We start from the raw sequence: 22,333 nt of genomic DNA on the forward strand, positions 1-22,333 counted from the left end.
TCTATTGTACTAGCGATTTAATATTTCCGTTTGATTTGATTAATTGTATTTCGGCTATTTTGTAATTCAATAAAGCCTGTGTATAACTGTTCTGCGCCTCCGTAAGTGCATTTTCTGTATCCAGAAGATCAGTTAAAGAAGCTAAGCCATTGTTATAATTGTTTTGTGTGCTTTTGTAAATTTCCTGCGCCAAATCCGCGTTTTTACGTTGCGATTTAATGGTGTTGATGTTATTGCGCAATTGGATCTTCGCGTTCTCATAAGCCAGATTTAAAGAGTTTACAGATTCTTTTCTGTTTTCTTTCGCTTTTCTAATATCTACATCTGCCTGGCGGATTTTTGAACGCGTTAGAAAACCGTTAAAAATCGGCACTTTTAAAGTTAAGCCAATTGCCGATGCGCCATATCCGATCGCAGCAGCATTCGATTTTAAGAAATCGAAACCATCGCTTTGGCTCGAGTAGGTATAATTACCCGTTAAAGCCAGTGATGGGTAATATTCCGCAACATAAGCTTTTCTTTGTAGTGATAAAAGTTTATCCTGGTTATCTAAAAGTTTAACCTCTGTTCTGTTGGCCAGATCTATAGAATCTGTAAATACAGGTAAAGTAGTCACTTCTGTTAATTCGGTAGCAGGTAAACTGATCGGTGTAGAAACCGGCATGCCCATCGAAAATTTCAATTGATTTTCTAGTTGGGTAATCGCATTGATTACCTGCTCGCGCTGCGTGTTCAGGTTGGTTAGGTTCACACTAATACGGTCGACATCAATTTTTCTTGCCAAACCATTTTTATATTGGTTACCCACAATTTTTTCCACCACCTTTACATTTTTAATGTTGGTGTCGATAACATTTAACTGTTGTCTGTTTACCAAAACCTGGTAGTAATTGTTGGCCACCAGCTCGATTATCTGCTCTTCTGTTAATTTTGAAGTAAGGCTGTAATATTCCTCGCTTGATCTCGCAGCCTGTAAACCGGTAAAAACCTGTTGGTTAAATAACTGTTGTGAAAGTTGAACACCTGCGGTCGAATTCCAGTTCTGGCCCAGCTTAATCGCCTGTGTTTGTCCACCGAAATTTGCAACCAACTGGCCGATAATAGGGTTATAAGTTAAGCCTACGTTTCCAGTAAGCTGAGGTAAGGCCTGGGCCCTTACTTCTTCTACCTTATATCTTCCGCCTTCGATATCCAGTTTCGAGTTTCGGACTTTGGTGTTGTTTTGGAGCGCAAAGGTTAGCGCATCTTTTAAGGTAACTTGCTGCTGAGCAACTGCCAGCTGCGGTAAAACCGTACCGATTAGCAGTATGAGCATTAATTTTACCGTTTTTACTCTAAGCATAATGTATTGTTTTTTGTTTTTGGGTTCTTATCTATTTAAGTTTTTACCGAGCTAAAAGGTAATAAGGGGTCCTTTTGTGCTTTATATTTAGTCTGCGCACCTTAAACCCCGCACAAATATGGTCGTGAGGTTCTTTTGCTTTAGCGTCATTCTATTAAATGCTTTTTTATCCGGGAAAAGATCTTTACCTGTTTCCATAATACACATGGTACAAAGACCCATCAAGCTTTCCAGGTAAAGTTCTGCAACGTGTGCGGTATCATCGTGCTCTATTTCTCCTTTTGTTTTTGCCTGACTGAAAATTTCTGCAAAGAATTCTTTTTCGGAGCCTTTAAGTGCGTTTAACTTGCCTTTTATCACATCATCGTTTAATAGATCAGGAATACCTTCGTTAATTCTTAACATGTAATATTTTTGAAAAAAGGTATTTCTAACATCTATGGTGCTAAAAAGGATCTCTTCTAAAGGCTGATCGGGATTGTATTTCTTTTTGATCAACTCAAAGAAGTCGTTAAATACCCTTTCTATCACTCCAATTATTAAATGCTTCTTATCTGGGAAATAATAATAAAGCGATGGTTTGGAAACAGAAAGATCTTCTGCTATATCATTCATTGTGGTTTTACCAATACCAAAATGGATAAAGCGTTTTATAGCGCCATCAATAATTTGCTCTCTCTTTTTATCGGCTACAATCATTTTACTTTTCTACTTTCTGACTTTTTTAATATTTTAGTCAAAAATAGTGCTAAAAAATGATTTGTCAGGAAAGGTTTTTTGAAAAGCGCATTAAGCTTACAATTTTATGACATAATTTTGCTTCTTGATCTGTTTATATATCTTTACAAACCAATCATTTAGAAAATTTGTCTGTATTAATTAACATTTTAATTGTACTATTTACCATTATTTCCATGGAGTGTTTGTCGTGGTTTATACACAAGTATTTATTCCACGGTCCCCTGTGGTTTATGCATAAAAGCCACCATCAAAAGTCTAAATCCTTTTTCGAATGGAACGATTTGTTTGCCCTGCTGTTCGCAGTGGTTTCCTTATTTCTGATGTATAAAGACCGAAACAATTTCGGTTACGGATTTTTTATTGGTTTAGGGATTAGCATTTATGGTGTGATTTATTTCATTGTACACGATTGGTTTGTACACCGGCGTTTTACAACTTTTAAAAGTAATAGCGCCTATCTGCGTGCCGTGAGAAAAGCGCACCACCTACACCACAAAAGCAGGGGTAAGGATAAAGGAAAAGCTTTCGGACTGTTATTTGTAAGAAGAAGTTTGATAAAAAATGCTAAAAATATTTTTTAACTAATTAATTAGTTTTATATTTAATGTTATAAATATAAAACCGATGAGAAAACTAATTATTTGCATCGCTTTGCTTTTTGTGGGCTCGTTGCATGCACAAACTATCAAATTTACCATCGAAGGGGTAGTTCAAAATGCAAGAAATGCGAAATTCGCTTACTTGGTAAGCAATGCAACTGTTGCAGGAAAACCAGACCTGTTTTTGGTGAGGCCAATGGAGGGTAATCATTTTCAGCTTTCGGCAACTTCTAATCTGGACGGAAAACTTTTGAGAAATGGTTTCATTTTTATCGATGAACGGGGTGATATTACTTTAGCCGAAGTGAAATCGAAGATCAAACAGAAAGTTTGGTTTGTGGGCGGAAGTGCTAATCTGAAAAGTATTTTTCTAGAAAATATTAAATTGGATATCGAAAACCCTTACAATTTAGCGTCTGCAAAGATAATTAGTGGAGGGATTTATCTTCAGCAAACCAATGATGCCACAAAAGCATTAAAAGAACGAAAGTTTTTAAATTTTATTAAGCAAAATGCCGATTCGCCGGTGGCGCTTATGGAGCTAGGTAACTTTGTGCGGTATACCAATATGCCAGGTTTTCTTAAAGAATTTGATTTCGGTTCGCCTGTGGAATTATATAGCGCACTTTCAGACCGGTTACAACAGACCGATGAAGGAAAGGCGATTAAAAAGAAGATTGATGAACCATTAAAAAAATAGGTGCTCCCAATTCCGTTTTATGTTTTACCCATTCTTGGCAGGATGCTTGCTTTTTTTTCATTAAATTAAAAAAAGGAAATGAGTTGGATACTACTCTGGCTACACTCGAAAGTGAAATAGAACATTTAAGTCAGGCAGAGTCGGATAGTGTAGGGTTAATTAGTGCTAAATTAACCAAAGAAAGATACCGCCTTTTAGATCTTGCGAAAATCAAACCTACTTTTATGGGCTGGAAGCTTTCTGGAGTTGTAGTTGAGGGAGGAAAATTGGATACTTTAAGTTTTAATTTCGATAAGGGAATTACCAAAATCGTTCCTTAACTATTTTTTATTTTACTTTTGCAGCATAACCCAGAATCAATATGCTTCAAATCCAGGAAAATATTTCTTTAAAACCATACAATTCATTTGGTATAGATGTTAAGGCCAGTTATTTCGCTGAAATATTTTCTGAAGCAGATTTAGCCAGACTGTTTAAAAACGAGATCGTAAAATCTCAAAAACTTTTAGTGATCGGCGGAGGGAGTAATGTGTTATTTACTCAGGATTATGATGGATTAATTATTAAAATCAGCATCAAGGGCATCCAATCCGAAATGATTGATGGTAAAGTGTTGGTAACAGCCGGAGCTGGCGAAGTATGGAACGATTTTGTAAATTACTGTGTTGGGCATCATTTTGCAGGTGTAGAAAATTTAAGCCTGATCCCTGGTACGGTGGGTGCATCGCCCATACAGAACATTGGCGCTTATGGGGTAGAGCTGAAAGATGTTTTCGAAAGCTGTAGCGCGTTTGAAATTAAAACGGGAAAAATCAAAGTCTTTACTTACGATGATTGTCACTTCGGTTACCGTGAAAGTATTTTCAAAGGTGAGCTTAAGGGTAAGTATATCATTACATCTGTTACTTTTCGTTTATCAGCAGAAGCGAAAATTAATACCTCATATGGTGCAATTGAAACAGAGCTGTTGAACAGGGGAATCGAAAACCCAAATATTGCCGATGTTTCATCTGCTGTATCACATATCCGTGTAAGTAAACTGCCCGATCCATCTACTATTGGTAATGCAGGCAGTTTCTTTAAAAACCCAGTGATCGAAAAACATGAATTTGCCGATATTGTGGCAAAACACCCCGATGTGGTACATTATCCTACAGCTGATGATAAAATCAAACTAGCAGCAGGTTGGTTAATAGAGCAATGTGGATGGAAGGGTAAGGTGGTTGGCCAAACAGGTACCTGGAAAAACCAGGCTTTGGTTTTAGTTAACCACGGACATGCAACTGGCACGGAAGTGTATAATTTTTCTGAACAGATTATAGACAGTATAAAGTCTACTTTTGGAGTCACTTTAGAAAGAGAAGTAAATATTCTGTGACGAAAGTTTGCTCTTAAGTAGTTGTACGCTTTTAACACCGTGCCAGAAAATTTTGGTACTAAGTTTGTTTGGTTTTAAGTAAATGAACAATAATTCATTTGTTTTTTTTCTACCTAAAGCTAAATATCATGACAAAATTTGAATTCAATCATCTGGTTAATCATCACTCGGTATCGCTTAGATCTTATGCTTTAAATTTTACGAAAGACGCAGAAGACGCAAATGATTTGGTTCAGGATACCATGCTGAAAGCGATCACTTATTACAATAAGTTTAAAGAGGGTACGAATTTAAAAGGCTGGTTGTTTACCATTATGAAAAATACTTTCATTAACAACTATCGCCGACTGGTGAAAACTAATACTTTAATTACACAGAGCGAGGATATTTCTTCTGCAAACCTTTCATATAGTGCAACTAAAAACCAGGCAGAGAGTAAATTTGTGCTGGGCGATATTGATAAAGCCCTATCACAATTGCCTGAAGAGTACTATGTGCCTTTTATTCGTTATTTTGAAGGATATAAGTATCATGAAATTGCGGATATGTTAGCTATTCCGATTGGAACAGTAAAAACACGTATTCACGTAGCAAGAGGAATCCTTAAAAAATATTTAAAAACATATTCTAAAGAAATTGCAACATCAGAAGTGATGTAAACATTATTCTTAATTCCCGTTGAAGAACATTTTAACTTAAAAGCTCTGGTATTACCAGGGCTTTTGTTTTTTTTAATTTGATTTATAGTTAGCGATATCAATAACCGTTCAGCTAATAGATAATGATGAATATTATGAAACTTTTTGCTTTTAAGATGTTGAAGGCAGAAATATGGTAAAAGCAAAAGGCCTGAAAAAATCAGGCCTTATTTGCTTATCATATATTTGGTTAGTTGATTCTTATTTTTTCTTTCAACAATGTGCCTTCTCTCTAATTTCGAAACAAATACAAACCCCAAACGATTATCTGTTTTGAAGCTTTATTGCAGTATTTTTGTTTTGTGGTTATAAAGATAAGGGAAATTTTAAATTTGTCAAGCTTTTTTTAACTTTTTTTTTATTTCTTTTGCTACCACTTGTCCCGATATGATTGCAGGTGGTACACCAGGCCCCGGAACGGTTAATTGTCCGGTGTATAAAAAATTTGTTACCTTACTTTTCATTTTGGGTTTTAAAAAAGCAGTTTGTTTCAACGTGTTTGCTAATCCATATGCGTTTCCTTTAAAAGCGTGATAATCTGTTACAAAATCATTCATGGCATAACTGCGTTTAAACAAAATGTTGCCACCAATATCGTTTCCGGTTAAATCTTTGAAGCGATTGAGCAATAAATTAAAGTATTCTTCTCTTTTACTTTCGTTATCCGGTAAATCGGGAGCAACCGGAATTAAAAAGAAAAGATTCTCACAGCCTTCCGGTGCTACGCTTTTATCGGTTATAGAAGGACAGCAGACATAAAATAATGGTTTTGATGGCCATTGTGGATGGGTATAGATTTCTTTAGCATGTTGATCAAAATCTTCATCAAAGAATAAGTTATGGTGTAATAGATTGTTTAGCTTTTTATTTATCCCTACATAAAACAATAAGCAGGAAGGAGCCATGGTTCTTCTTTCCCAATATTTTTCATTGTAATTGCGGTAAGGTTTATCAAACAAATGTTGGTCGATATAATGATAATCTGCATTGCCCACTACAAAGTCACTTTTAAAATTTCCCTTATTCGTAATGACGTACTCTGCCAGGTTGTTTTTTACTTCAATTTTGGTTACTTCTGTATCGAAAATAAATTTTACACCTTCGCTTTCAGCTAGGTGCTGCATAGCGGCCACAATTTTGTGCATTCCACCCATTGGGTACCAGGTGCCTAACACAAGGTCGGCGTAGTTCATCAAACTGTATAATGCAGGCGTATGCTGGGGGGTAGCACCTAAAAATAGGACAGGGAATTCCAAAAGTTTCCTCAACTGCGCATTTTTGAACAATTGGTGCACATGTTGCCGCATATTACCCAGAAGTTGTAGTTTAATGCCGCTAACGGCCAATCTCGGATCGAAATATTCCATTACGCTGTGCGAAGGTTTAAAAACATATTCGTTCATACCTACTTCGTACTTGTATTTGGCCTGATCGAGAAAATGTTTCAGGTTTTTGCTACTTCCTGGCTCAAGTTTTTCAAATAAATCGTATAAGTCGTCTAATGTTGCCGGGACATCAACAATATCTTTTTTGCCAAAATAAATTCGATAAGAAGGGTTTAACCTTTTTAGTGTGTAAAAATCAGAAGCAGTTTTACCAAATAGCTTGTAATAATTTTCGAAAACATCAGGCATCCAGTACCAACTGGGCCCCATATCAAAAAGAAAGCCGTCTTTTTGCCAGCTCCGGGCCCTACCACCAGCCATTTCGTTTTTTTCGATGACTGTAACATCACAGCCATCTTTAGCCAATAAGGCTGCCGCAGCCAAGCCCGCAAAACCGGCACCTATAATGGTAACCGTAGTTTTTTTCTCCATGGTGTAAATAAAGGAATTTTATTGCTTTTTGTTTTTGTTTTTTGTCATTGTGCGGTTGTCATTCTGATCATAGTGAGAATCTTTAATGCATGTTTTACCATTAAGGATTTAGGAATGTTAAGCGGAGTTATTTTAATATCCTTAATTTCTTAAATGTTAAAGAGCGAATATCTGTGAAGAGAACTTTTAATAGATTTCTTACATTTGCCAACATCTCATGATTAAACTACGCATTATATTTTTTTTGCTGTTTGCGGCAAACCATATTACTTACGCTCAGTTATCTACCCAAGAAATTGCGATATTAAAAATTAATATGGTTAAGGCAGTAGAAAATTCGAAGCTAACTGACTCATTGTTTAATAAGTTGAGCAAACTGCCCAATAAAACAGCTTTGATAACGGGCTACACCGGAACCTTAGAAGCCCTTAAGGCCAAACACTCCTGGAATCCATACAACAAGATTAGGTATGTGAGCCGATCGCTTAAAACCATGCAAAAAGCCATTGATATGGATGAAGAAAATATGGAGATCCGTTTTATGCGGTTTTCTATTGAATTTTATACGCCCTCTTTCCTCGGTTTTAGTAAAGATTTAGCAAAGGATAAAAAAGAAATCGTTAAACATTATCAAAATGAAAATTTTGGTCTTGCCGATCGCGAATTGGTTAAAAACGTAGCTAAATTTATGATCGACAGTAAAAAATGCAGCCCTGCTGAAGTTAAAATTTTGACAAAACACCTTTAGAATGAATTATACCTATCTACTTATTAACCTTGCTGTAATTTTTTTTCCGCTGGTTTTATCATTCGATAAAAAGGTTCATTTTTTTAGCAAATGGAAATTTGTATTTCCTGCAATATTGCTTACTGGTGTTATTTTTTTAGTTTGGGATATCTTATTTACTAAACTCAATGTATGGTCTTTTAATTCCGATTACTTAATAAGTATAAATCTTTTGGGGCTACCCTTAGAAGAGATTTTATTTTTTTTAACTGTTCCGTATGCCTGTGTATTTATTTACGAGTGTTTGAACGTCTATTTTCCAAAAAATGACCTGCAAAAATATAGCCTCGCATTAAGTAATCTGTTTTTGGGACTTTGTGGGGCTGTATTGTTTTTTGGTTATAACAGGTGGTACACGCTGATTAATTTTGGCTTTTTATTTATGGTACTGGCCTATGTAGAGTATGTAAATGTCGAGTTCAGGTTTATGTATAAATTTTACAGGGCTTACCTGGTTTCGCTTATCCCTTTTTATATCGTTAATGGATTTTTAACATCTATCCCAGTTGTGTTGTACAACGATAAGCAAAATCTGGGTTTTAGAGTAGGTAGTATCCCTTTCGAGGATCATTTTTATTTAATGGGACTGTTGTTGATGAATATTTACCTGTACGAAGTTTTTAAGAGCAGGAGCAAGAAAGTCACATCTTAATGTGTCGCTTTTATTTGGAAATGAAGGTGCGGTGATTCTTGGCGGTGTGTATTCCCGCCATTTATGGCTCCGATAGAAAAATCGGAGGCTGTTGCTACTGTTGGGTTTATTAACACCTGCAACCCCGACAATGAAATGCTGTTTTGGCCACCTAGTCCCCTTGCCGTTGCAGGCGGGCTGAAGCGGTACCTACCGCTATGGGGTGCGAGGTAGCGAAGCATACAAACGAAAAACGGGAAGAACCGTATTGTTATGTTTAGGCAGTACACTCCAAAAAAAGCTCATTTATAACACATAAGCTTATATATTCTTTATTTCTGGTTAAAAACCTTTTCTCTATATTCAAGGCGAAATTGATGCAATGAATTTACCCACTTATACCAAACAGCAGCTCGCTTTACGCAACGGACAGGATAAACCCCAGATCTGGGTGGCTTACAAAGGGTTGATTTACGACATGACCGATAGCAGGTTATGGCGAAATGGCAAACATTACGAACACTGGGCTGGGCAGGACCTCACCGACGAATTGCCGGATGCACCACATACCGAGACTGTTTTTGAAAAGTTTACTCCGATTGCCATCTTGGTTAAACCAGGTTAATTTTAGTAAGGGTTGATTGCTTTAGCTCCTTAAATTCTGACGGCCTTTTACCTACCATCTTATAAAAAGTATTACTGAAAGAAGAAATGCTGTTGTAGCCCACCTGATAGGCCACTTCACTAATGGTGGCATCGCTTTCCAATAACTTTTCCATCGCCTTAATCATTCTGGCAAGTTTCAGGTACTGGAAAAAAGAAGTATCTAAAGCCGACTGAAATAGTCTTGAGAGCGTACGCTCACTAAAGCCCATAGCTTTGCCCACACTTTCTAAACTCATGCTATCGTTGCCTAATCCATCTACAATATATCTTAACACCGGCCTTAAGCGCATGTTATCAGTGGTAGGTAGCGCAATGGGCAAGGGATGTTCGCTCACCACAGGCAGAATGTTTTTAAGTGTATTTAAAAAATCGTACTCGTGTGTTTTAGGTGCAATATTCCCATTCCAGCGCTCCGAAAAGAGGAACATCTCTAGCAAAAGGTTGTTTACCGGGTAAATACCAATCTGTTTGTAAAATGGGTTTTCGTCATCTGTAGTGGTGTCAAAATAAATATTCCGCACAATAGCAGCATGATAACGGTGCTGCAAATGGTGCTCAACCCCCATGGGGATCCAAACATAGTGCCGGGCAGGCAAAAAATAAGATTTCTCTTTGGTGTAAAGAAAAATAATGCCACCCTCTACATAGGTAAGCTGTCCTTTTAAATGCTTATGGTCCTGAAATCGGTCTTCAAACCTGCTATGCCAAACATACATGGTTTCTGGTTTTTCGTCGATTGCAAATAAAAGGTCTTCGTTGCTAACTTTTATCATTTGGCTGGTTTGAATAAATATATGTCAGTTTAGATAAAACAAAGTAACAAATCTGTAGCGAAATTTGCATCATTAATTAACAGATATGATTTTTTTAAAGCGTAAAAGGATGTTTTGGGTGTGCATGCCCTTTCTTTTATTATCAATTTTTGTACATGCACAAACTGTTTCAGATCAAAGCAATTTTACCATCAACCAGGTTTGGGCAATGGCTGATAGCAACAATAAAAGGATTCAGATGCAGGGCCTAAGTGTGCTGGCAGCAGATGCCCATGTAAAAGTGAATAAAGCAGAACGATTGCCTGAAGTTGCTGCTGAAGGAGTTTACGCACATGTTTTGCCCTTGCCAATTTACGAAAATGGATTGTTCCATACTCCAGGCCAGTTTCCGGTTGCGCCTACTTATTATAAAGCCAGTGCTGATGCTTATTTCAATATTTATAACGGTGGAAAAATCACAACGGAGATCAATGCTTCGAAAGTAGAAAGCGAATTGAGCAGGATACAAAAAGGACAGAATAAGCAGGAAATCCATTATATGGCGGCAGTTTATTTTTACGATGTATTCCGCAATATTTCGTACCGTGGTTTGTTGGAACAGGATATCCGCGACCGAGAAAAGCAATTGGCCGAAATTAACCAGCTGTATAAAAACGGTACGATATTAAAAAGTGATGTGCTGAGGGCCGAATTACGTCTTTCGAAACAAAAGATGTTGCTTACCGAGATCGAAAACAGCATCCGAATAGCTAAACAGAAGCTTAATATTTTAATTGGCAGGGCAGATGATGCGCCTTTAAATCCGCAGATTTCGGATCAGGAAACGGATGCCATTGCGTTAAAACAGGTTGATGAATATTTCAACGATGCCAAAGCATCTTCTTACAAAATCCAGATTTCGGAAAAGGAGCAGGTACTCGCGAAATTGAAACTCAAAAATGTAAAATCGAATGTGATGCCTTCTCTTGGTTTCTTCGGTGAATATGCATTTGCCTATCCGCAGATCCAGTTTTATCCTTACGCACTTTCGCTTTACAGTACAGGTATGGTGGGGTTAAAACTTAAAATCCCGATTTCTTCCTGGTATACCAATCAGCACAAAGTGAAAGAAGCAGAACTTAAAGTACATCAGCAGGAAGTAGAAGACGAAGATGTAAAGGATCATATCCGACAGGAAGTGCAGGAAAATTATATCCGATATAAAGAATCGGTGCAGCGCATCACATTGGCCGAAGAAAACATTAAACAGGCTACAGAAAGTTACCGCATTGTGCAGAATACCTATTTCAATCAACTGTCGCTTTTAACCGATCTGTTAGATGCCGAAACACAATTATTGCAATCGAAATTCGAACTGACCACCGCAAGAGTGAATGCGAAAATACAATACTATCAATTACAAAAAGCCGTAGGAAACTTATAAAATGAATACACAGAAGCAAAGTAAAGCCGATAAAATTATTAGTAGGATCACTACCATAATCGCACTCATCGTGTTGGCGGTGTTGGTAATATGGGGTGGGAAAACCCTTTTTGGCTATATGCAATACGAAGAAACCAACGATGCACAGGTAGATGAATATATTAACCCGGTAACAGCAAGGGTGAGTGGTTATATTAAGGCTGTAAGGTTTGAAGAAAACCAGGAAGTGAAAAAGGGCGATACGTTGGTATTGATTGATGATGACGATTATACCGTTCAACAAGACGAGGCTTCGGCTTCTTTGTTAAATGCAAAAGCACAGGTTTCGGTACAACAAAGCAATATTAAAACAGCACAAAGCACCGCTTTGGTTGCCGAGGCTAAAATTGCCGCTGCAAAGGCCAAACTTTGGAAACAGCAAACGGAATATAATCGCTATAAAAAACTGTTCGATGCAGAATCGGCTACCCGGCAACAGTTGGAAACAATTGAAAGTTTATTGCAGGTGGCACAGGCCGAATACCAGGCAGCCAAAGAAGATTATGCAACGGCTATTTCGAGAACGAATGATATTAAAGCGCAGCGCAACGTACTGGAATCTGAAATAAAAAGGAGAGAAGCCGTAGTGAAAAGAAATAACCTGAATACCTCTTATACGGTTATTGTGGCGCCTTATGATGGCAAAATGGGCAGAAGGACCATACAGGTCGGACAATTGATTCAAACCGGCCAAACAATAGCTTATTTGGTAGATAGAAGCGCAGGAAAATGGGTGGTAGCCAATTTTAAGGAAACACAGATTGCGAAAATGCATATTGGCGAAAAGGTTAATGTTGAGGTGGATGCTTTCCCCGGACAATCGTTTAGAGGTGAAATTGAATCGCTATCTGGTGCAACTGGCTCGAGGTTTTCATTGTTGCCACCCGATAATTCGACAGGGAATTTTGTGAAAATTGCGCAACGAATCCCGGTCCGTATCCGTTTAGATAAGCAGGAAAAAGGGATCGATGCATTAAGTGCCGGAATGAGCGCCATTGTTAAAGTGAAAAAAAATGACTGATCAATTGCCCATATTTAAAGCGAGGATTCCTGAATGGCTGATCATATTGAGCATTTTTGCAGTGCTTTTATCGTCTGTATTGCTTTTTGCACTGTCGACTGCCGATGGTACTGCTGCGGCAGGTTATTATGGGGCAAATGCATCGGATGTTCAGTTTTCTTTACTGATGTTTTATGCCGCGGTAGCTAGCTTTGCAGTAGTTGAGCGGCGTTTTTTTGCGAGGGTAGTTACTAAAGATTATTTGTTGATCTGTATTATTTTAGAAGTCCTGATTGCTTATTGGTGTTATCATACTCGCGAAATCCGGCTGATTTTTGCCTTAAGATTTTTGCAGGGCATTGTAAACTGTGGTTTAACCAGTATTTCACTGAACCTGCTTTTTAGCAGGTTAAAATCGGAACATGCGAAAGAAACGGGTTACACCATTTTTTATGGAATGATTTTGTGTGTATCGCCGGTTACCGCCCTGTTCTCTGTGCCTATAGTAGAGAATTTTGAGTATAATGTGGTGTATAAGGCCATTATATTTTGTTTTTTGCCTAGTGCTATACTGCTTTTTAGTATAATGAACAGGGCACATATTTTACGCAAAACACCGCTGTACAAAATAGACTGGATGAGTTTTGTGCTTTTTGCTACAATGTTGGTGTTAATTGCCTATGTACTTGTTTATGGGCAACAGTACGATTGGCTTGATGATTCGAGTATTCTGTTCTCTATTTTTGCTATTCTGTTTTTGTTTCTGGTTTCTATAGCGAGGCAAAGGACTTTAAAAAGGCCAGCAGTTGATCTGAGTGTATTTAAATCAAGAAATTTTGCCATCGGAATTGTCTTTTTGGTGGTTCTGTATGTGATCCGTGGTGCTTTCAGCCTCACCTCATCTTACTTTATTGCAGTTTTGGGGATGGATTCACTTCATGCCAACGAAATCATGATTTTTAATATCGGTGGAGTGGTTGTAGGCTCTGTTATTGCAATCCGTTTTCTCGTCCGCCAGAAACATTTAAGGGTACTTTGGATAATGGGTTTTATGTTTCTTTTTGTATTTTTCTTATGGATGTGCCAGTTATTTGCAACTGAAGCCGGAACAGGAAATTTTTACCTGCCTTTGTTTATGCAGGGGATGGGTGCTGGGATGGTGATGTCGCCGATTGTGATGTTTATTATGTCGTCTGTTCCAGAGAAACTGAGTCAATCAGCATCTTCTGTAGGTATTTTTGTTCGCTTTTCTACTTTTAGCCTGAGTTTGGCCTTTATTAATTTCTATCAGTTATACTTTAAAGGAAAACATAATGATGATTTACGGAGCAGCCTAACTTTGCTCGATTTTAACCTGCCTGACAGATTGAAAATGTATCAAGCGGCATTAAGCAGTAGGGGGATGCCCAGCGATGAAGCAGGGAAAGCCGCAATCGGTTTGTTAAACAAAGCAGTGCAGAAACAAACCTTTCTGCAGTTCTGTGTAAGCTATTACCAGTGGATTGCAATACTTTGTCTGTTATCGATTATTCTTATCGCCTTGCAGCCGGTAATTAGTAGAACAGTAATTAACTTAAAGAATAAACAACCGGCAGCTGCTGGCTTTTAGATGATTTTGCAGTTGTTCGTATCGTTACCCTGAATTTATTTCGGGGTCTTTATTTCAGAAAGGATGCTAAACAAATTCGGCAAAACAATCGAATTAAATGAACTGTTGGCAGTAAAAAACCGCAGGTTTAAAAGAAGTTCATCTCTAAATCTGCGGTTTTTTTATCTGCAATTAAAACTGCAAACCGTTAACTGAAAATTGCCAACTGATTATACTTCTATCGTAAAAGCACTTAAGCTTACAAATTCTTGAATTCTTGCAGCAACTTCTTCTTCGGTTAAATTTAATAATCTTTCTGTTCCAAATTTCTCTACGCAGAAAGATGCCAGTGCAGAACCATAAATGATTGCGTTTTTCATATTGTTGAAGTTGATTGTGCCTACTTTAGCCAAATAACCGATAAAACCACCTGCAAAGGTATCGCCTGCACCTGTTGGATCAAATACTTCAGCTAAAGGTAATGCCGGAGCAGAGAAAATCTGATCTTCGTGAAATAATAATGCACCATGTTCACCTTTTTTAATGATCAGGTATTTTGGGCCCATTGCAAGGATTTTTTTAGCGGCTTTAACCAATGAGTATTCGCCCGATAACTGACGTGCTTCAGCATCATTAATCGTTAATACATCAACCATTTTAATCGTCTCCAATAAATCATCCATCATAATATCCATCCAAAAGTTCATGGTGTCCATTACAATTAATTTGGGGCGGTTTTTAAGGCGTTTAATTACCGTTTGCTGCACTTGGGGGGTTAGGTTGCCTAACATCAGGTATTCGCAGTCTTGATAGCTCTCTGGGATAATTGGGTCGAAATTTTCCAGTACGTTCAATTCCGTAATTAAAGTATCGCGGCTATTCATGTCGTTATGGTATTTACCTGACCAGAAAAATGATTTTTCACCTGCTTTAATTTGTAATCCTTCGGTATCAATACCATGTGCGGTGAAGGTGTCGATGTCTGATTGATGAAAGTCATCACCCACTACAGCTACAATTTTTGCTTTATTATAAAAGTAAGAAGCTGCTAAACTTGCGTAAGTTGCTGCACCACCAACAATTTTATCTGTTTTTCCAAAAGGAGTTTCAATAGCATCAAAAGCTACAGTACCTATGATTATCAGGCTCATATATATGTATTAATTTTTTTTTAAAATTTTTCACTGCAAATATTGCATAAATAATTTAAAAGCCCTAATATTGCATTCCCAAAACGAACAAGGGTATGTGTGCTGCAAAGTACAAGAAACCTCGTTTTAGGAAACGACCAGCACTCCTTCTTAGCTCAGCTGGTTAGAGCATCTGACTGTTAATCAGAGGGTCGCTGGTTCGAGCCCAGCAGAGGGAGCCAAAACCCGCAGCGAAAGTTGTGGGTTTTTTTGCATTTAGGACGGTGCAATAAATTTATCCCAGTTGCAATGTGGAGGCTAAGAGCCAAAACTTTAGCTATCGCTATATTTTAATCTCCGTTTTAAACACTACTGTAGCATTCCCTTTTATCTTAATTATTGCAGGAAGGTCATTTTCGATTTTAACACTCACATGTATCACTCCGGGCCTTTTCATTTTTTCGCCTTGTTTACCATTGAATTCGAATAGGCCATTCTTTGCATCAATGATTTTATTCTGTATTAAATATCCTCCAAATGGCCCGTTTGCATTACCTGTAACCGGATCTTCGTTAATTCCGATTGCTGGAGCAAACATTCTTCCATGTATCAATATGTCGTTATCATCCGAGTCGAATGTAAATACAAAATACCCATTACAATTAATCTGTTTGCTTAGATCAGCCAAACTGGGGTAGTTTGGGTTTAGATCATTAAGTTTTTTCCTGCTTTTTATCCCAATCATCACTTTTGAATGCCCGGTGGAGGCAATTTGAATAGGGCATTTTTCATCTATATCAGAATAATCAAGTCCTAGGGCGGCTAATATTTTTTTAGTAGTGTTGTTATCGAATGTGGGACTGAGTTCAAATTTACCCTGGGTCATGATTACTTGGTAATCCTCCGTTTCCTTGACGATTTCAAAAGGAAGTGTACCAATCTGGGTTTTAAACCTTAAAATGCAAGAGTCTAAATTGTGTTCAATAGCTTTTGCATACATCGCGGCAATTGTAGCATGACCGCAAATCGGAACTTCTGCTAATGGTGTAAAATATCTGATTAAGCCATCAGAATCATGATCATCAGGTGAAAAAAGAAAAGCCGTTTCAGAATTGTTTAATTCTTTTGCAATCTGCTGCATTTGTGTGTCTGTCAATCCGTCTGCATTTACAACTACGCCAGCCGGATTTCCACTAAACCTCTCTTTTGTAAAAGCATCTATCTGATATATTTTAAAAGTTTTCATAATCTTTTCGGACTTTTTGCGGGCTTCTTCTCTGTAAATAGTTTTCTTGGTGCGTATAGATCAAATATATCGAAATTTACGGGTAGGACTGAGATTCTGGATAGATAAGATGAGTAACGACTTACTTTATGACGATTTGTTGAAAAAGTAAAAAGACTTTTAATAAAACTTGTGTAGTTAAATGACTATAGTTTTTTGTAGTTAAATAGCTATATGATGAATTTAAGAAGAGATGTATTTCAGGCTATTGCCGACCCTACCAGGAGGGCCATATTGTTGTTGGTGGCTTCGCAGTCTATAACGGCAGGTGCCATAGCGGCCAATTTTAACATGGCAAAGCCAACTGTTTCAAAACACCTGCAAATTCTTGCCGAGTGTGAATTGCTAGTGCAAAAAAAAAAAGAAAGAAATTGCCGATTTTATTGAGCCGAGCACACCTTTATCAGTTTTTTACCAGAAGGTATTTTAGATCATTTCGAAATACTCAAAGTTGTAATATAGGCTCAAATTTGGTTTGATTCGAGAAATTATTTAGAAAAGCCCGCGGATGCATTTTAATGCATCCGCGGGTAGTAAGAGAATCAACTACAATCTTTTAGGTTAACTATGTGTGCTAAAAGAACACGCATTGGTTAATTATCGATTATTTTTTGAAGAAGGTTTTTTAGTTCTGGATCTGATGGACGAGGGGCATCTGCCCTGATAATTTTACCAGTTTTATCAAAGATCATAAACCTTGGTATACCAGCAATTTTGTAATAATCCAAAATGTCTTGTCCGCCTGAAGAGAAAAGCTGTACTCCTGATAATTTTTTATCCTTAATCATATTCAACCATTTGGCTTTATCTTTTCCCGCATCAACCGAAATACTTATAAACTCAATGTTTTTCCCTTTCAAATCCTCTTCAAGCTTTTGTAAATATGGTATTTCGTCTACGCAGGGTTTACACCAGGTAGCCCAAATATCAACAAACACATATTTGTCCTTAAAATCACTTAATGTTCTGTTTTTACCAGCCTCATCAGGATAGGAAAAGTTAAATGCCGGAGATCCTCCTTTATAAGTAAGCAGGGGTATTTTAATAGCGTTGATTTGTTTTTTTTGATGATCAGTGATAAAAAACTGAACAAAGTTCTTGGTTTTGGCATCAAATTCTCCTTCCGATTTAATACCCTTTAAATAGGAGAGTACAACATCACCCTTTAGCGTATCATTAGGAACAAATTTTAAGTCTTCCTCCAGCCAAGCAGTTTTAGTGTCTTTTAAATGAGCCTGGGTTTTATTCAGGTAAATTAAACTCAAAAGTAATCGTTTCCCATATGGGTAATTGTACATGAGAGAGGTGTTTTTGGCGAAATCGGATGCTTTCAATGTGGAATAAAAATCACTATATTCCTCAATTTTGGGGTGTGCTGTTCGTGGCGTTGATACAAAGTTTGTCGCCAGAATTGCAAGATCCAATTTAATAATATCTTTAATGGCGGCGTCAAATTTTGCATTACCTGTCTGCTTTCCTTTTAAAAAGTCTTTTGATTCCTTAACCGTTATCTCCTGTGCTGGAAAATAATCTACAAAAGTGCTAAGGGTGTTGTCAAAATAAACCGATTTCTGCTCAAGTGACTTTGTTAGGTTATACCATTTATTCAGAACCTGATTTTCTTTCGAATTTGATTTGCCGGAAAGGGTATATAACGTATCGTTTGTCAAGGAAATAGATAACCTGTCTTCCTTTTTAAGGTAAAACTTAAACTTTTTTTGAAGGCTTTGATCATTATCATATCCCAATACAAACAAACCTTCATATTCGGGATAAAAATAAAATCCAAAATTTCCAGCCTGATTAGGGCGCGCCTGGGCAATTTGTTCAAGTTGTCCGTCAAAGACCTTATACAATTTTACGGGCGATTCTAAATTTGTTGTTTCTCCACTAATCGTTACCTGGCTTTGGGCTTTAACACCAAGTATTAAAAGTAAAATGACAGTGATGTTTAAAATTTTTCTCATATATAATTTATTATTTTTTTATGCGGGCGGGGAGAAGCATGCATTAGTTTTTTGGCCGTTCCCTATAGCTTACACTTACAATTTTACCAAAGCCTGTATAAGCGCCCGTTAAACTTAAATCTGCATTAAGATTTGGAACTTTATACAACTCCATTTTGCCGCTATCTGTCGGACTAGCCAGACTATAGCTACATACTACCAACTTATTTGAAACACCAACTGTACTTGGTTTAAATACCTGTTGAAATTTTATCAAACTGATTTTATCAGTTCCTTTATCTATCATAAGCTTACTTGTTTTATTGAACATATCATATTCATATATTTTGGAACCAACATTGTAAAAGATATATCCGAAATCAGGATTAATTGCAAATTGCTCTGCCTTATCAATATCGGTCGCCAACATTTCCTGATAATAATTTTGCTTATACCCATCACCTGGATTAATCCGTGCCAAATAATATTTAGACGTTAGCTGGTTCTTTAAAATAGCAAAAGCTTCTCCGCCATTATAACTTGTGTTATCCATAAAGACCAGGTCCATTCCCGTTTTGTTGTAATCAAACAAAGGCTGGTCCGGCATTAGCGCACAAGACGATTCGCCATTAACATGCCTTACGAAACGTTGTTTTTCTTTATCAAATAAGATCGCACCAGCAGGATAATCTGAAGTTACAGTCGCTATAAAGGGCGAAGCAGGAAACACTTTATTTTCGCCTCTAACGATATTAATGGGCACACTATAATTCCTTGACCATGTATAAAAATAATAATAGTAGTTGCCCTGTGTATTTACATAAGAAACTTCCTCATCTGCGGCCTTTATAAAATCTACATGCAAATCAGATGATACATTTGATGCAAATTCATAGGCTATTGCTAAGGTGTTTTTCCAGGAAAATGTTTCAGGATCAATCTTCGTGGTCAATTTATCTGTTGTGACATAAATACCGTAGGTTGAGGGATTCCAAGGGTAACAATATATATCTAAAGGTTTTCCTGTAAGAGTAAGATTTGAGCCAGTAGTTTTTAAAACATCTTTTATCACATTTAAATTTTGATTAACCATATCCAATCTGGCAGTTCCATTGATGTCATTTAAAACCATCCAGCCTTCATAAACCTCGCTGCTTACCTGTAAATCAAAGGATTTTGTAAAAGTGATCCCTGTTTTTTTGTCTGTAACATTATAAAAAACCTGATACTGGCCTGAAGCAATGGTAATTAACACATTCAGGTTCTTTGTTTTTGCCAGGTTTTTTCGCTGGTCTTTGGGAAGCACCGAATAATCCTTAGTTAAAGCATACCATTCATAAGTATATTGGGCGGTATCGTTTTCATCTTTGGTAAATTTCAGTACCGGATTGATTACGAACGGCTTTCCAATCTCCGCGGTATAACTTTTTTCAATCCCGCCAAAATTCACTTCGTTTATCGGCTGATAATCATAATTGCCCAAATCCTTTTTGCAGCCAGAAAAGCTGCCAATTAGTGTGAAAAGAACAATCGCTGTATAATATATATTTTTAAGCATCTTTTGGTTTTTATAATTGTTAAAGGTTGTCTCCCATCCTCATAGGTGTTCCATCTTCATCGTAAACGGTTTGGCCTGCTGCCGCCAGATCATTTAAATAGCGCTGTACAAAAAGTGCGAAATAATTCTCCTTGTTTAAAAAAGCCTGCCCGCCATCATTAAACTGACTAACCGTGAGTCCCAAAACATTGGCCATTAAGACTATCTTTTTTTTACTGAATTTTCCAAAAAAGTAGTTGGACCATAGAGAAGGCATACCGAAAATATCGTCCACTTTTATTTTGTAACCAATATAACTACGCTTAGCCCCTGTAGTAGTATTTGTCACCACTCCGGGCATCACTGTTTTGAAATTCTCGTTAGATACTAAATTGAGTTTTAATGTCAGGCGTTGATTAGCGATATCTATGGTTCTATGAAATTTTATTTTAATGGTATCCTGCAATTGATTTGGTTTAATCTCAAATTTCGTATTGACAAAATCAAAATGAATACCTTCTTTTGCTGTAGAGGTAGGATCAATCTCCAGTTTGTATTCTCTACCTGAAGCTGATACTGCTCCAATAATCTGTACAGGGAGACGGAAGATGGAATCTTTAACACTTTCTTTAGCAAAAGCAAAGGAGATAAGTGTACTATCGCTTACCGCGGAGCCTGAAGACTGGACGGCAGGTAAAAAATAAATGCCAACATCGCCATTATAAAACGGGAGGTCCTTCTTGCAGGCATTCATTACAACACTGGTAAGTAATATTAAGGAGAAAATATAAATTAATTTTTTCATACTGATTAGTGTGGTTTAGCGTGGTGAAGTTTCTGATAGTGGTAAAGGAAATACATATTTAGCGGCATTCAAAAAGACGGGCTGATACGGATTCCCAAACGGAAAGATCATAGATACTTTTTTCCTTTTGTAATAAAACCAGAGCTGGCCTTCTCCAAAAAATTCTTTGGTATATTCATTTTGCAGTTCATTACTAAAAGAAGCCGTTTGAGGTACATCTAAAAGTCCACGGTTATTTCGCACTGTATTTAAGTAGGAGAATGCAGTAGCATTGTCTGGTGCAGATTCTGCAGCAATATAATACACTTCACTTAACCTTAATAAAGGAACTAAAAATCTCGAAGGTGCCGACTTGTCTTCTACATCGGCATATTTATAAAATGTTTTATATGATTTTCCCGTTGGAGCAATTTTCCAATTAGGATTATACCGGTAATCGTTTTCATCTCCTTTGAATACATCGTTTAAGGCATCCGGCGAAGGAGCAAGAATAGACTTATCTGCTACATCAGCAGAAAAATAATTTTTTTGCACATCATATAAGCCCGGACTAAACAGGCTAAAAAGCAATTCCGAAGAAAATATCCGGTTTGGGTTCCTGCTTTCTGAGAGCACCTCGGTAGATTGGACCCAGGGAAACAATGACGTGTTTTCAATTACCGCCTTAGCTGCCAAAAATGCTGCTGCTTTATTCCCCCTGTACAATAAGGCCCTTGCCTGAAGTCCTTTCACTGCAAAATAATTCATTCGTTGATTCCTGTTGTTCAGGTATGTTTGATTCTGACCACTTTGTACGCCATTCCGGATAGGATCGTTAGCAAGCAAGGACTCGGCACTATGAAGATCTGATAAAATTTTACCCATCACCTGGTTAGCGGGAAGTATTGGACCGTAGCTTGTTCCGGCAACAGTACTGTAAGGAATAGCAGGTTTAGTAGAGTCGGCTGAATTATATATCGGCCCATACATTCTCAGTAAGTCCAAGTGCATAAATGCCCTTAAGCCAATGGCCTCTCCTTTGAATAACGAATCTTCGCTGGCGGATAAAACAGCGCCTTTATCTGCATCAAGGTGTGCGATAAATTTATTTACATTCGTGATATTCACATACATGCTTGTCCAGATTTGGTCTATCGTGGCTTTAACATTTGCATTGTTATAATCATGGATGGAATAACTGTAAAGATCAGCGACCTGGCTATCAAAATTGTACCGCTGTGCAAAAACTTCCAGGATCGTACTGTTCAAATTTGCACCATATAATTTTTGTGTTGACATATCCAGATAAACACCATTGATAGCTGTGGCAAAGCCATCTTTAGTCTTAAAGATCTGTTCGCCGGTAAATCGATCTTCAGGCTGCACATCCAGCCATTTTTTGCAGGATGAAAAAGCTACTAAAATGATCAACCCGATATATATAATTCTTGTATTCATGATTTTACCTT

The 22,333-nt window shown here is 37.3% G+C and carries 22 protein-coding genes and 1 tRNA gene; 13 read left to right on the forward strand and 10 right to left on the reverse strand.

Annotated features, from left to right (window positions below):
* Position 1 precedes the first annotated feature (1 nt).
* Both FHT21_RS19560 and FHT21_RS19565 read right to left on the reverse strand, forming a co-directional pair.
* Positions 2–1,342 carry a TolC family protein gene (locus FHT21_RS19560; protein ID WP_167296401.1) on the reverse strand — a complete coding sequence of 447 codons (1,341 nt, stop codon included), beginning with the start codon at positions 1,340–1,342 and terminating at the stop codon, positions 2–4.
* Between the two features lie 87 nt (positions 1,343–1,429).
* Complete coding sequence (locus FHT21_RS19565) at positions 1,430–2,041, reverse strand: TetR/AcrR family transcriptional regulator (RefSeq protein WP_167296402.1); 612 nt, start codon at positions 2,039–2,041, stop codon at positions 1,430–1,432.
* Positions 2,042–2,208: 167 nt separating this feature from the next.
* Here FHT21_RS19565 and FHT21_RS19570 point away from each other — a divergent pair, with 167 nt between their 5' ends.
* The 5 genes from FHT21_RS19570 to FHT21_RS19590 all read left to right on the forward strand — a co-directional run bounded on the left by FHT21_RS19570 (position 2,209) and on the right by FHT21_RS19590 (position 5,419).
* Positions 2,209–2,664: a sterol desaturase family protein gene (locus FHT21_RS19570; RefSeq protein ID WP_243854052.1), complete on the forward strand. Its 456-nt coding sequence runs from the start codon at positions 2,209–2,211 to the stop codon at positions 2,662–2,664.
* Positions 2,665–2,707: 43 nt separating this feature from the next.
* Positions 2,708–3,382: a hypothetical protein gene (locus FHT21_RS19575; protein ID WP_167296403.1), complete on the forward strand. Its 675-nt coding sequence runs from the start codon at positions 2,708–2,710 to the stop codon at positions 3,380–3,382.
* 83 nt (positions 3,383–3,465) lie between these two features.
* Entirely contained in the window at positions 3,466–3,702 is a 237-nt protein-coding gene (locus tag FHT21_RS19580) for a hypothetical protein (protein ID WP_167296404.1), read from the forward strand.
* A gap of 41 nt (positions 3,703–3,743) precedes the next feature.
* On the forward strand, positions 3,744–4,760 hold the full coding sequence (gene murB / locus FHT21_RS19585) for a UDP-N-acetylmuramate dehydrogenase (RefSeq protein WP_167296405.1): 1,017 nt from the start codon (positions 3,744–3,746) through the stop codon (positions 4,758–4,760).
* Positions 4,761–4,888: 128 nt separating this feature from the next.
* Positions 4,889–5,419, forward strand: coding sequence for an RNA polymerase sigma factor (locus FHT21_RS19590; RefSeq protein ID WP_057931296.1), 531 nt, complete (start codon positions 4,889–4,891; stop codon positions 5,417–5,419).
* Between the two features lie 374 nt (positions 5,420–5,793).
* On the opposite strand, the gene crtI is transcribed toward FHT21_RS19590, so the two are convergent.
* Entirely contained in the window at positions 5,794–7,275 is a 1,482-nt protein-coding gene (gene crtI, locus FHT21_RS19595; protein ID WP_167296406.1) for a phytoene desaturase family protein, read from the reverse strand.
* A gap of 217 nt (positions 7,276–7,492) precedes the next feature.
* On the opposite strand from crtI, the gene FHT21_RS19600 reads away from it, so the two are divergent.
* The 3 genes from FHT21_RS19600 to FHT21_RS19610 all read left to right on the forward strand — a co-directional run bounded on the left by FHT21_RS19600 (position 7,493) and on the right by FHT21_RS19610 (position 9,318).
* The gene (locus tag FHT21_RS19600; protein WP_167296407.1) at positions 7,493–8,023 is read left to right on the forward strand and encodes a hypothetical protein; all 531 of its coding nucleotides are present in this window, start codon (positions 7,493–7,495) and stop codon (positions 8,021–8,023) included.
* Between the two features lies 1 nt (position 8,024).
* A complete protein-coding gene (locus tag FHT21_RS19605; protein WP_167296408.1) occupies positions 8,025–8,714 on the forward strand; it encodes a lycopene cyclase domain-containing protein in 690 nt (229 codons plus the stop codon).
* Positions 8,715–9,075: 361 nt separating this feature from the next.
* Positions 9,076–9,318, forward strand: coding sequence for a cytochrome b5 domain-containing protein (locus FHT21_RS19610; protein WP_167296409.1), 243 nt, complete (start codon positions 9,076–9,078; stop codon positions 9,316–9,318).
* Here FHT21_RS19610 and FHT21_RS19615 read toward each other — a convergent pair.
* Positions 9,305–10,132 carry an AraC family transcriptional regulator gene (locus tag FHT21_RS19615; RefSeq protein ID WP_167296410.1) on the reverse strand — a complete coding sequence of 276 codons (828 nt, stop codon included), beginning with the start codon at positions 10,130–10,132 and terminating at the stop codon, positions 9,305–9,307. The two genes, FHT21_RS19610 and FHT21_RS19615, sit on opposite strands and share 14 nt — an antisense overlap.
* Positions 10,133–10,217: 85 nt before the next feature.
* Between FHT21_RS19615 and FHT21_RS19620 the strand changes: the two genes are divergently transcribed.
* The 3 genes from FHT21_RS19620 to FHT21_RS19630 are packed head-to-tail and all read left to right on the forward strand — an operon-like array spanning position 10,218 to position 14,203.
* Entirely contained in the window at positions 10,218–11,555 is a 1,338-nt protein-coding gene (locus tag FHT21_RS19620) for a TolC family protein (RefSeq protein ID WP_167296411.1), read from the forward strand.
* 1 nt (position 11,556) lies between these two features.
* Positions 11,557–12,615, forward strand: coding sequence for an HlyD family secretion protein (locus tag FHT21_RS19625; protein ID WP_167296412.1), 1,059 nt, complete (start codon positions 11,557–11,559; stop codon positions 12,613–12,615).
* Positions 12,608–14,203, forward strand: a complete 1,596-nt coding sequence (locus FHT21_RS19630) for an MFS transporter (protein WP_167296413.1) — start codon at positions 12,608–12,610, stop codon at positions 14,201–14,203. Before FHT21_RS19625 ends, FHT21_RS19630 begins: the two co-directional genes overlap by 8 nt.
* 209 nt (positions 14,204–14,412) lie before the next feature.
* Here FHT21_RS19630 and FHT21_RS19635 read toward each other — a convergent pair whose 3' ends face one another.
* Positions 14,413–15,333 (reverse strand): PfkB family carbohydrate kinase, encoded by a 921-nt coding sequence (locus tag FHT21_RS19635; protein WP_167296414.1) that lies wholly within the window; start codon positions 15,331–15,333, stop codon positions 14,413–14,415.
* Between the two features lie 144 nt (positions 15,334–15,477).
* On the opposite strand from FHT21_RS19635, the gene FHT21_RS19640 reads away from it, so the two are divergent.
* Positions 15,478–15,554: transfer RNA gene (locus FHT21_RS19640), tRNA-Asn, on the forward strand.
* Between the two features lie 101 nt (positions 15,555–15,655).
* Here FHT21_RS19640 and FHT21_RS19645 read toward each other — a convergent pair.
* Positions 15,656–16,558, reverse strand: a complete 903-nt coding sequence (locus FHT21_RS19645; protein WP_167296415.1) for a PhzF family isomerase — start codon at positions 16,556–16,558, stop codon at positions 15,656–15,658.
* 213 nt (positions 16,559–16,771) lie between these two features.
* Here FHT21_RS19645 and FHT21_RS19650 point away from each other — a divergent pair, with 213 nt between their 5' ends.
* The gene (locus FHT21_RS19650) at positions 16,772–16,984 is read left to right on the forward strand and encodes a metalloregulator ArsR/SmtB family transcription factor (protein WP_243854053.1); all 213 of its coding nucleotides are present in this window, start codon (positions 16,772–16,774) and stop codon (positions 16,982–16,984) included.
* Positions 16,985–17,190: 206 nt separating this feature from the next.
* On the opposite strand, the gene FHT21_RS19655 is transcribed toward FHT21_RS19650, so the two are convergent.
* Genes FHT21_RS19655 through FHT21_RS19670 form a run of 4 tightly spaced genes read right to left on the reverse strand, consistent with a single transcriptional unit; the run spans position 17,191 to position 22,322 of the window.
* Positions 17,191–18,564: a TlpA disulfide reductase family protein gene (locus FHT21_RS19655; RefSeq protein WP_167296416.1), complete on the reverse strand. Its 1,374-nt coding sequence runs from the start codon at positions 18,562–18,564 to the stop codon at positions 17,191–17,193.
* A 43-nt stretch (positions 18,565–18,607) separates the two neighbouring features.
* Positions 18,608–20,101: a PKD-like family lipoprotein gene (locus tag FHT21_RS19660; protein ID WP_167296417.1), complete on the reverse strand. Its 1,494-nt coding sequence runs from the start codon at positions 20,099–20,101 to the stop codon at positions 18,608–18,610.
* Between the two features lie 19 nt (positions 20,102–20,120).
* Positions 20,121–20,885, reverse strand: a complete 765-nt coding sequence (locus tag FHT21_RS19665) for a DUF4843 domain-containing protein (protein WP_167296418.1) — start codon at positions 20,883–20,885, stop codon at positions 20,121–20,123.
* A gap of 15 nt (positions 20,886–20,900) precedes the next feature.
* Positions 20,901–22,322 (reverse strand): RagB/SusD family nutrient uptake outer membrane protein, encoded by a 1,422-nt coding sequence (locus FHT21_RS19670; RefSeq protein ID WP_167296419.1) that lies wholly within the window; start codon positions 22,320–22,322, stop codon positions 20,901–20,903.
* Positions 22,323–22,333 lie beyond the last annotated feature (11 nt).

This window comes from Pedobacter sp. SG908 (assembly GCF_011759615.1).
Taxonomy (GTDB): domain Bacteria; phylum Bacteroidota; class Bacteroidia; order Sphingobacteriales; family Sphingobacteriaceae; genus Pedobacter; species Pedobacter riviphilus.

Excerpts from the sequence above, each read along its gene's own strand:
- FHT21_RS19560 (WP_167296401.1), bottom strand. The coding sequence starts at position 1,342 with ATGCTTAGAGTAAAAACGGTAAAATTAATGCTCATACTGCTAATCGGT.
- FHT21_RS19565 (WP_167296402.1), bottom strand. The coding sequence starts at position 2,041 with ATGATTGTAGCCGATAAAAAGAGAGAGCAAATTATTGATGGCGCTATA.
- FHT21_RS19575 (WP_167296403.1), top strand. The coding sequence starts at position 2,708 with ATGAGAAAACTAATTATTTGCATCGCTTTGCTTTTTGTGGGCTCGTTG.
- murB (WP_167296405.1), top strand. The coding sequence starts at position 3,744 with ATGCTTCAAATCCAGGAAAATATTTCTTTAAAACCATACAATTCATTT.
- FHT21_RS19590 (WP_057931296.1), top strand. The coding sequence starts at position 4,889 with ATGACAAAATTTGAATTCAATCATCTGGTTAATCATCACTCGGTATCG.
- crtI (WP_167296406.1), bottom strand. The coding sequence starts at position 7,275 with ATGGAGAAAAAAACTACGGTTACCATTATAGGTGCCGGTTTTGCGGGC.
- FHT21_RS19600 (WP_167296407.1), top strand. The coding sequence starts at position 7,493 with ATGATTAAACTACGCATTATATTTTTTTTGCTGTTTGCGGCAAACCAT.
- FHT21_RS19605 (WP_167296408.1), top strand. The coding sequence starts at position 8,025 with ATGAATTATACCTATCTACTTATTAACCTTGCTGTAATTTTTTTTCCG.
- FHT21_RS19610 (WP_167296409.1), top strand. The coding sequence starts at position 9,076 with ATGAATTTACCCACTTATACCAAACAGCAGCTCGCTTTACGCAACGGA.
- FHT21_RS19615 (WP_167296410.1), bottom strand. The coding sequence starts at position 10,132 with ATGATAAAAGTTAGCAACGAAGACCTTTTATTTGCAATCGACGAAAAA.
- FHT21_RS19620 (WP_167296411.1), top strand. The coding sequence starts at position 10,218 with ATGATTTTTTTAAAGCGTAAAAGGATGTTTTGGGTGTGCATGCCCTTT.
- FHT21_RS19625 (WP_167296412.1), top strand. The coding sequence starts at position 11,557 with ATGAATACACAGAAGCAAAGTAAAGCCGATAAAATTATTAGTAGGATC.
- FHT21_RS19630 (WP_167296413.1), top strand. The coding sequence starts at position 12,608 with ATGACTGATCAATTGCCCATATTTAAAGCGAGGATTCCTGAATGGCTG.
- FHT21_RS19635 (WP_167296414.1), bottom strand. The coding sequence starts at position 15,333 with ATGAGCCTGATAATCATAGGTACTGTAGCTTTTGATGCTATTGAAACT.
- FHT21_RS19645 (WP_167296415.1), bottom strand. The coding sequence starts at position 16,558 with ATGAAAACTTTTAAAATATATCAGATAGATGCTTTTACAAAAGAGAGG.
- FHT21_RS19650 (WP_243854053.1), top strand. The coding sequence starts at position 16,772 with ATGATGAATTTAAGAAGAGATGTATTTCAGGCTATTGCCGACCCTACC.
- FHT21_RS19655 (WP_167296416.1), bottom strand. The coding sequence starts at position 18,564 with ATGAGAAAAATTTTAAACATCACTGTCATTTTACTTTTAATACTTGGT.
- FHT21_RS19660 (WP_167296417.1), bottom strand. The coding sequence starts at position 20,101 with ATGCTTAAAAATATATATTATACAGCGATTGTTCTTTTCACACTAATT.
- FHT21_RS19665 (WP_167296418.1), bottom strand. The coding sequence starts at position 20,885 with ATGAAAAAATTAATTTATATTTTCTCCTTAATATTACTTACCAGTGTT.
- FHT21_RS19670 (WP_167296419.1), bottom strand. The coding sequence starts at position 22,322 with ATGAATACAAGAATTATATATATCGGGTTGATCATTTTAGTAGCTTTT.